At 65.2% G+C, this 7,569-nt stretch carries 5 protein-coding genes and 1 pseudogene; all 6 read right to left on the bottom strand.

Features of this window, described 5'->3' with window-relative positions:
• A pseudogene (locus AC1DZT_RS14820) lies at positions 1–273 on the bottom strand (hypothetical protein); the annotation flags it as partial.
• A gap of 100 nt (positions 274–373) precedes the next feature.
• Positions 374–2,020 (bottom strand): ABC transporter ATP-binding protein, encoded by a 1,647-nt coding sequence (locus AC1DZT_RS14815; RefSeq protein ID WP_478007400.1) that lies wholly within the window; start codon positions 2,018–2,020, stop codon positions 374–376.
• Entirely contained in the window at positions 2,013–2,828 is an 816-nt protein-coding gene (locus AC1DZT_RS14810; RefSeq protein ID WP_478007399.1) for an ABC transporter permease, read from the bottom strand. Before AC1DZT_RS14810 ends, AC1DZT_RS14815 begins: the two co-directional genes overlap by 8 nt.
• Positions 2,825–3,781, bottom strand: a complete 957-nt coding sequence (locus AC1DZT_RS14805; protein ID WP_478007417.1) for an ABC transporter permease — start codon at positions 3,779–3,781, stop codon at positions 2,825–2,827. Before AC1DZT_RS14805 ends, AC1DZT_RS14810 begins: the two co-directional genes overlap by 4 nt.
• Positions 3,782–3,793: 12 nt before the next feature.
• Positions 3,794–5,386, bottom strand: coding sequence for an ABC transporter substrate-binding protein (locus AC1DZT_RS14800; protein ID WP_478007398.1), 1,593 nt, complete (start codon positions 5,384–5,386; stop codon positions 3,794–3,796).
• Between the two features lie 111 nt (positions 5,387–5,497).
• Positions 5,498–7,504, bottom strand: coding sequence for a CocE/NonD family hydrolase (locus AC1DZT_RS14795; RefSeq protein ID WP_478007416.1), 2,007 nt, complete (start codon positions 7,502–7,504; stop codon positions 5,498–5,500).
• Positions 7,505–7,569 lie beyond the last annotated feature (65 nt).

Below are 7,569 nucleotides of genomic sequence, written 5' to 3'. Positions count from 1 at the left end.
CGCGCCGCGCCCCGTCATGCCCTTGACGCGGCGCGGGCCGAAGTAACTTTCGTCGGCCTCGACCACACCCGAGAAGGGCGATTGTTCGGCGCACCAGAGGGCCATCCGCTGGCGCAGGAGGCCGAGAAACCGGTTGACGGTGTTGCGGTTCAGACCCGAAACCTGAGCGATCTGGGAGGCCGTCAAATCAGCCGCGACGAGCCGAATGAAGGCCCGAAATTGGGCCTCAGAAAGTTTCGAACTTTTTGCRTAACGATTCCTCAGCTCTTTCATAGCATTAGGCCACTTTCATGGACCTCTGCTAGTCAAGACCCTTCGCAGAAAATTCGATGCCTGGCCGGACGCGGGGGGGGCGAGCCGCGAAGCGCGCCCCTCAGTTGCCCGCGCTGGCCATCCTGCGGGTTTTCAGCACCTCTTCCAGCCAGCCCAGCTTCATCTCGGGGACCGAGGACAGAAGCAGATCGGTGTAATCGTCGAAGGGCGGAGCCAGGACATCGCTCTTCTGGCCATAGCGGACGACCTGACCCCGGTACATCACCGCGATCTTGTCGGCGATGGCGCGGACGGTGGCGAGGTCATGGGTGATGAAGAGATAGGCCACGCCCTCGACCGCCTGCAGATTGAGCAGGAGCTTCAGGATGCCATCGGCCACCAAGGGGTCCAGCGCCGAGGTCACCTCGTCGCAGATGATCAGCTTGGGCTTGGCGGCCAGCGCGCGGGCGATGCAGACCCGCTGCTTTTGCCCGCCCGACAGTTCGGCGGGGTAGCGGTTCTCATAGCCCTTGCCCATCTCGATCTCTTCCAGCAACTCCTGGATCCGGGCCTGTTTGGCCGCACCCTTGAGGCCGAAATAGAACTCCAGCGGGCGGCCGATGATCGTGCCCACGGTCTGGCGCGGGTTCATCGCGGTATCGGCCATCTGGTAGATCATCTGCAGCTCGCGCAGGTCATCCTTGCTGCGGCTGGCGAGGTCGGGCGACAGGGTCCGCCCGGCGAAGGTGATCTTGCCCGCGCTGGCCGGCAGAAGCCCGGTGATGACCCGGGCGAGGGTCGATTTGCCCGAGCCGCTTTCGCCGACGATGGCAAGGGTCTGGCCCGCGGCCACGTCGACGGTGACATTCTTCAGCACGTCGAAATCGGTGCCGCGGTAGCGTGCGGTGACGGCGGTGGCGCTCAGCACCGGGGCGGCCGGGGCTTTCTCGGTGTGGTCGATGCTGCGGACCGAGACGAGGGCCTTGGTATAGGCCTCGGTCGGCGTGTTGATGATATGGTCGGTCGTGCCATATTCGACCGTCTTGCCGTGGCGCAGCACCATGATCTCATCCGCGACCTGCGCCACCACGGCGAGGTCATGGGTGATGTAGATGGCGGCAACCCCGGTGTCATGGATCGCCTCCTTGATCGCGGCCAGAACGTCGATCTGGGTGGTCACATCCAAGGCCGTCGTCGGCTCGTCAAAGATCACGAGGTCGGGCTTGGGGCACAGCGCCATTGCCGTCATCGCCCGCTGCAATTGCCCGCCCGAGACCTGGTGCGGATAGCGGCTGCCGAAAGTTTCGGGCTTGGGCAGGCCGAGCTTGCGGAAGAGTTCGACCGCCCGCGCCTCGGCCTCGGCCCTTGGCATGACCTTGTGCAGGAGCGTGGTCTCGATCACCTGTTCCATCAGGCGCTTGGCCGGGTTGAAGGCGGCGGCGGCGCTTTGGGCGACATAGGTCACCTCCTTGCCGCGCAGCGCGCGCAGGCCGGGGGCCGAGGCGGTGCGGATCTCGCGCCCGTTGAGCAGGATCTGTCCGCCCGACAGTCGAACCCCGCCACGCCCATAGGACATGGCAGCCAGACCGATCGTCGACTTGCCGGCGCCCGACTCCCCGATCAGCCCCAGCACCCGCCCCTTGGCGAGCGAGACCGACACATCATCGACCAGCACCACATGGCGCGGCGCCTCGCCCGGCGGGTAGGAGGTCGCCTCGATCCGAAGGTTCCGGATCTCCAGCAGATCAGCCGCGTTCTTCTCAACCATTGCGGCCTCCCTTCAGGCTGGTGGTGCGCGACAACACCCAATCGGCCACCAGATTGACCGAGATCGCGAGCAAAGCGATGGCCATGGCCGGCATCATCGCCGCGGCCTTGCCATAGACGAGGCCATCCTTGTTCTCCCGCACCATGCCGCCCCAGTCGGCGAGCGGCGGCTGGATGCCGAGGCCAAGGAAGGACAGGGTGGAGATGAAGAGCACCGCGAAGATGAAGCGCATGCCGAATTCGGCGACGAGGGGCGACAGGGCATTGGGCAGGATCTCGCGGAAGATGATCCAGGCCTGACCCTCGCCGCGCAGTTTCGCGGCCTCGACGTAATCCATCACCGCGATGTCGACGGCGACGGCGCGGGACAGGCGGAAGACGCGGGTGGAATCCAGGACCCCCATCACCAGGATCAGCACGGTCAGGTTCAGGGGCAGCACCGACAGCACGACCAGGGCCACGATCAGCGAGGGCACCGCCATCATCAGATCGACGATCCGGCTCAGCAGCGTGTCGACCCAGCCACCCCGCGTTGCCGCGAGAAAGCCGAAGAACGCCCCCATCGAAAAGGACAGAAGCGAGGAGACGAGCGCCACGAAGATCGTGATCTGCCCGCCATAGATCAGCCGGCTGACGATATCGCGCCCGATCGTGTCGGTGCCCAGCCAGTAGCTGGCCGAGGGGCCCTCCCACACCTTTCCGACCGCAAGGTCGATCGGATAGGGGGCAATCCAGGGCGCGAAGATCGCCGACAGGACGAAGGCCGAGGTCAGGGTCAGCCCGATCAGCGCCGAAACCGGTATTCTCATTTCGGATGCCTCAGCCTGGGGTTCGAGATGATGCCGACAATATCCGCCAGGATGTTCAGCCCGATATAGACCGCGGCAAAGATGATCCCCACCGCCTGCACCACCGGCAGGTCGCGCTTGGCCACATGGTCCACCAGATACTGGCCGAGGGCGTTATAGCTGAAGACCACCTCGACCACGACGACGCCCACGACCAGATAGGCCATGTTGATCACCACCACCGTGATGATCGGTGCGATCGCATTGGGCAGGGCGTGGCGCCAGATCACCTGCATCGGGGTCAGACCCTTCAGCTGGGCGGTCTCGATATAGGCCGATTGCATCACGTTGAGGATCGCGGCCCGCGTCATCCGCATCATATGGGCCAGAACCACCATGACCAGCACGATGACCGGCAGGGTCACGGCATGCAGCTTTTGCGCGAAGCTCATTCCCGGCAGGACCATCGCCACCGGCTGGAACAGGTGCACGACCTGGGTCAGCAGGTAGATGACGAAATAGGCCGCCACGAACTCGGGCAGCGAAATCGTGGCCAGGGTGATGCCGGAAATCAGCTTGTCCGGCCAGCGCCCGTTGAACCGCGCAGCCAGCAGCCCGAGGACGATTGCCAAGGGCACCGCGATCAGCCCGGCACAACTGGCCAGGAACAGCGTGTTGCCGAAGCGTTGCCCGATGGACTTGGAAATATCCTGCCCATTGGTCAGGGCCTTGCCCAGATCGCCCTGCAGGGCATGACCCAGCCAGCGGAAATAGCGCACATAGGCCGGATCGTTCAGGCCAAGGCTTTCGCGCAGGTTGGCCAGCGCCTCGGGCGTGGCCGATTGGCCAAGGATCGCCTGCGCCGTGTCGCCGGGCAAGATCTCGACGCCCAGAAAGATCACGACCGAGACGGCCAGAAGCAGGATCAGGCCCAGCGCAATGCGCTGGACCACGAGTTTGAGGAGGGGATGCACCATCGCCCCGGATCAGGCTTTAAGCCAGCATTTCTGCAGGGCCTTGCCGTTCATCAGCTCCTGGTTGGCATCGCCGTACCAGCCGCCCACGGTGTCGGAGACGGCTTCGACCCAGTCGTTGAACATCGGCACGATGACGCCGCCGGTGTCGCGGACCAGATGGGCCATTTCCGAATATTCGGCCTTGCGCTTGGCCGTGTCGAGCTCGCCGCGCGCGGATTCCAGCAGCTCGTCGAAGCGGGCGTTGACGAATTTGGTGTCGTTCCAGTCGGCTTTCGACTGATAGGCCGTCGAATACATCTGGTCCTGCACCGGACGACCGCCCCAATAGCTGGCGCAGAAGGGGGCGACGTTCCAGACATTGGTCCAGTAGCCGTCATCGGGCTCCAGCTTCACGGTCAGCGGGATGCCCGCCGCATTGGCCGATTGCGCGAAAAGCTGGGCCGCTTCGACGGCACCCGGGAAAGCACCCGGCGCCACCTGCAGAACGATGGGCGAGCCGTCGTGGCCGGACTTCTTGTAGGCTTCCGCCGCCGCCGCCGCATCGTATTCGCGCTGCGGGATCGTCTCGTCGAACAGGGGATAGGCCGCGTTGATCGGGAAGTCGTTGCCCATCGAGCCCAGACCGCCGAGGATCTTGTCCACCATCTCCTGCCGCTTGATCGACAGTTTCAGCGCCATCCGCAGGTCGTTGTTGTCGAAGGGCGGCTTGTTGCATTCCATGATGAAGACATAGTGGCCGCGACCCGCCGCCGACTTGATCGAGATGCCCGAGGCGCCTTTCAGCAGCTCGGCGATCTTGGGGTCGACCCGGTCGATCATCTGGACCTGGCCCGATTGCAGGGCCGCGGTGCGGGCGGTGTTGTCGTTGATGATCAGGACTTCGACAGTGTCGGCATGGCCGCGGTCGGCATCCCAGTAATCGGCGAATTTCTCGAAGGAGCAGATCACGCCCGGCTCGAAATTCGCGACCTTGTAGGGGCCGGTGCCGATGCCCGCCGCCGGATTGTCCACACCACCGCCGGGCTGGATCATCAGGTGGTAGTCGGCCATCAGGAAGGGCAGGTCGGCATTGGCGCTGGCGAGCGTCAGGGTGATGCTGTCGCCCTCGACCTTCATGTCGCTGATGCCCTTGACCACACCCAGGGCGCCCGACTTGGACTTCTCGTCGGTGTGGCGCTTCAGCGTGGCCAGCACGTCATCGGGGGTCATCTCGGCGCCGTTGTGGAACTTGACGCCCTTGCGGATCTTGAACTTCCACTGGGTCGCATCGGCATTGGCCGAGACTTCCTCGGCCAGGCGCATGATGATCTCGTTCTTCTCGCTGACCTCGACCAGGGTCTCGCCCCAGGTGGAGTTGATCAGGAAGGGCGCGGGCGAGGCGGCCAGCGCCGGGTCCAGCGTGTCGGTGCTGTCACCGCCCTGCACGCCGGCGCGCAGCGTGCCGCCCTTGACGGGCATGTCTTCGGCATGGGCCGCGGTCGTCAGCAAAGTGCCTGCCACGGCGGCAGAGACGCCCAGCGCCCCGGCGCGGCGCACGAAATCCCGGCGGTTCATCCGACCGGCGACGGCTTGGCTCAAAAGATGGTTCAGTTCGTTTGACATCGTTGTTCCCTGTCTGGTTTCCCCGGTGCCGGGGTTTTTCTTGATTGCTAAGTCAATAAAAGCGTGATTCGTCGTTTCGACCAAGACTTATTTCGCCCTGGCCTGCGTTCTTCAGACAAAACGCCGTGGCACGGCGTCATCCCAATGGCGTTCGAAGACCACCCTGTCGCCCTCCCAGGCGGTGAGGATGGCCTTCATCCGCAGCTCCGTCGCGGTGCAGGTCATCTCGGCATGGGCCACGGTGCGCACCGCCCAATCGCCGCGCGACAGCCGCTGTTCCCAGATGTGGATCGCCTTGGCCGAGGTCGGATCGTGGGGGGCAATCTCCCAGCGTTCGCTCATCGTCTCGCCGGTGATCAGGCCATGGGTCAGGTTTTCCTTGTCGCCGAGGTCATCCTCGACGACCAGCGCCTGACGCCCGGTGATCAGGTCGCTCTCGATCCTGCGGGCGGATTTCGCCGGCCGCAAGACCTTGTGCGCCCAGGGCGTCGCCGTCTCGGCCGCCGGCGGCGCCCATTCGGCGGAGGAGCCCTGATGCACCGGCAGATCGAGGCTGCCGCCCGTCACCGTCAAAGTGCCGGCCTCGGGCGAGGGCCAGACGAAAGGCCAGTAGCTGTTCGACAGGGCCAGCCGCAAGCGGTGCCCCGGCGCCAGACGGTAAGCCATCTGGTCGATGTCGAAGGCAATCTCCACCACCTCGCCCGGCACCATCGCCTTCGGCGTCTCGCGGCTCTCCCGGTGGCAAAGGTTGAACATCCCATGCGCGATCCGCACCGAGGCGCCATCCGGCGCCACATCGCAAAGCCGCGCCACCACAAAGCCCAGCGGCTTGTCCGAGGCGAGCCGCAAGCGCAGCCGCGCCGCACCCAGCAGATCCAGCGGCGCCTCCAGCACCGCGCCGTCAAAGCACAGCGACAGGGCGTCGTCGCCCTGCTGATCCCCCGGCATTTCGGCGTTCAGGCCCATCGGAAAGAACTCGCCCGTGTTCATCCCCAGATGCTGCGGCGTCGCGATGACGCCCGACAGCGCCCGGCTTTCATCCAGACCCAAATATCCATTTTCGCCAGCGCCGTCCGCGCCCAGCGTCAGAACCTGCCGCGCCACCCGGGGCGAGGGCCATGCGGCCTCGGCCACCCAATGCCCGGCGCGGTGCGCGGGGCTGGCATCGGGGGCTTCGGAATGGATCATATAGGCGCGGTAGGCGGGGTCCGCCTCGGCGCCGTTGTCGATGCCCTTCAGCCAGCGGTCCCACCAGCGGACCGCCTCCTGCAGAAAGCCGACCTTCGGCCCGGGCACGGCGGTATGGGGATATTGATGGACCCAGGGCCCGACGATCCCCTTGGCCCCCGGCACGTTTTCGACGATCGCCGACACCGTGTTCATGTAATTGTCGGCCCAGCCGCCCCAGATCAGCACCGGCACCTGCATCCGGGCGTAATCCTCGCAGATCGAGCCGTGCTTCCAGTAGTCCGACCGTTCCTGCAAGGCGGCCCAGCGCGGGGCGAGCCAGGGTTCGTTCTCCAGCCGGTTGAGCCACATCTCGCGCCAGTCGGGCCGCAGCACCGGGTCCGGCGGGCGCGAGGAATAGGACAGCATCACCGCGCCCCAGCCGAAATTCTCGCCCAGAAGACAGCCGCCCTTCCAGTGGATGTCATCGGCAAAGCGGTCAGTGGTCGAACAGACCGAGATCACCGCTTTCAGCGCCGGGGGCTGCAGATAGGCGGTCTGCAGGCAGTTGAAGCCGCCCCAGCTTTTGCCCATCATCCCCACCGTGCCGCTGCACCAGGGCTGCGCGGCCAGCCAGGCGATCACCGCGACCGCGTCGTCCATCTCCTGCTGGGTATATTCATCCGACATCAGGCCTTCGCTGTCGCCATTGCCGCGCATGTCGACGCGGATGCAGGCATAGCCGTGGCCGGCCACATAAGCATGCATCATCTCGTCACGCGGCAGGGTGCCGTCGCGCTTGCGGTAGGGGATATATTCCAGCACGGCGGGGACCGGGTTCATCCCGGCATCCTCGGGCATCCAGACCCGGGCCGAGAGGCGGCAGCCATCGGGCATGACGATGCCCATGTCAGGCTCTTCCACGATGCGGTGAGGGAATTGGGTTCGCACGGTCAAGAGAGCCTCCATTGTTCCCGGCATCAGGCGGCAGGATCGGCAGCGAACCCCGTCTTGAT

This window comes from Rhodobacter sp. P1_C2 (genome assembly GCF_056406375.1).
Note: the sequence above shows the minus strand (reverse complement) of the source record. Positions and strands in the feature narration are given on the sequence as shown.

What these genes read in the sequence shown, in the direction of transcription:
- AC1DZT_RS14810 (WP_478007399.1), bottom strand. Translation starts at nt 2,828, where the DNA reads ATGAGAATACCGGTTTCGGCGCTGATCGGGCTGACCCTGACCTCGGCC.
- AC1DZT_RS14815 (WP_478007400.1), bottom strand. Translation starts at nt 2,020, where the DNA reads ATGGTTGAGAAGAACGCGGCTGATCTGCTGGAGATCCGGAACCTTCGG.
- AC1DZT_RS14800 (WP_478007398.1), bottom strand. Translation starts at nt 5,386, where the DNA reads ATGTCAAACGAACTGAACCATCTTTTGAGCCAAGCCGTCGCCGGTCGG.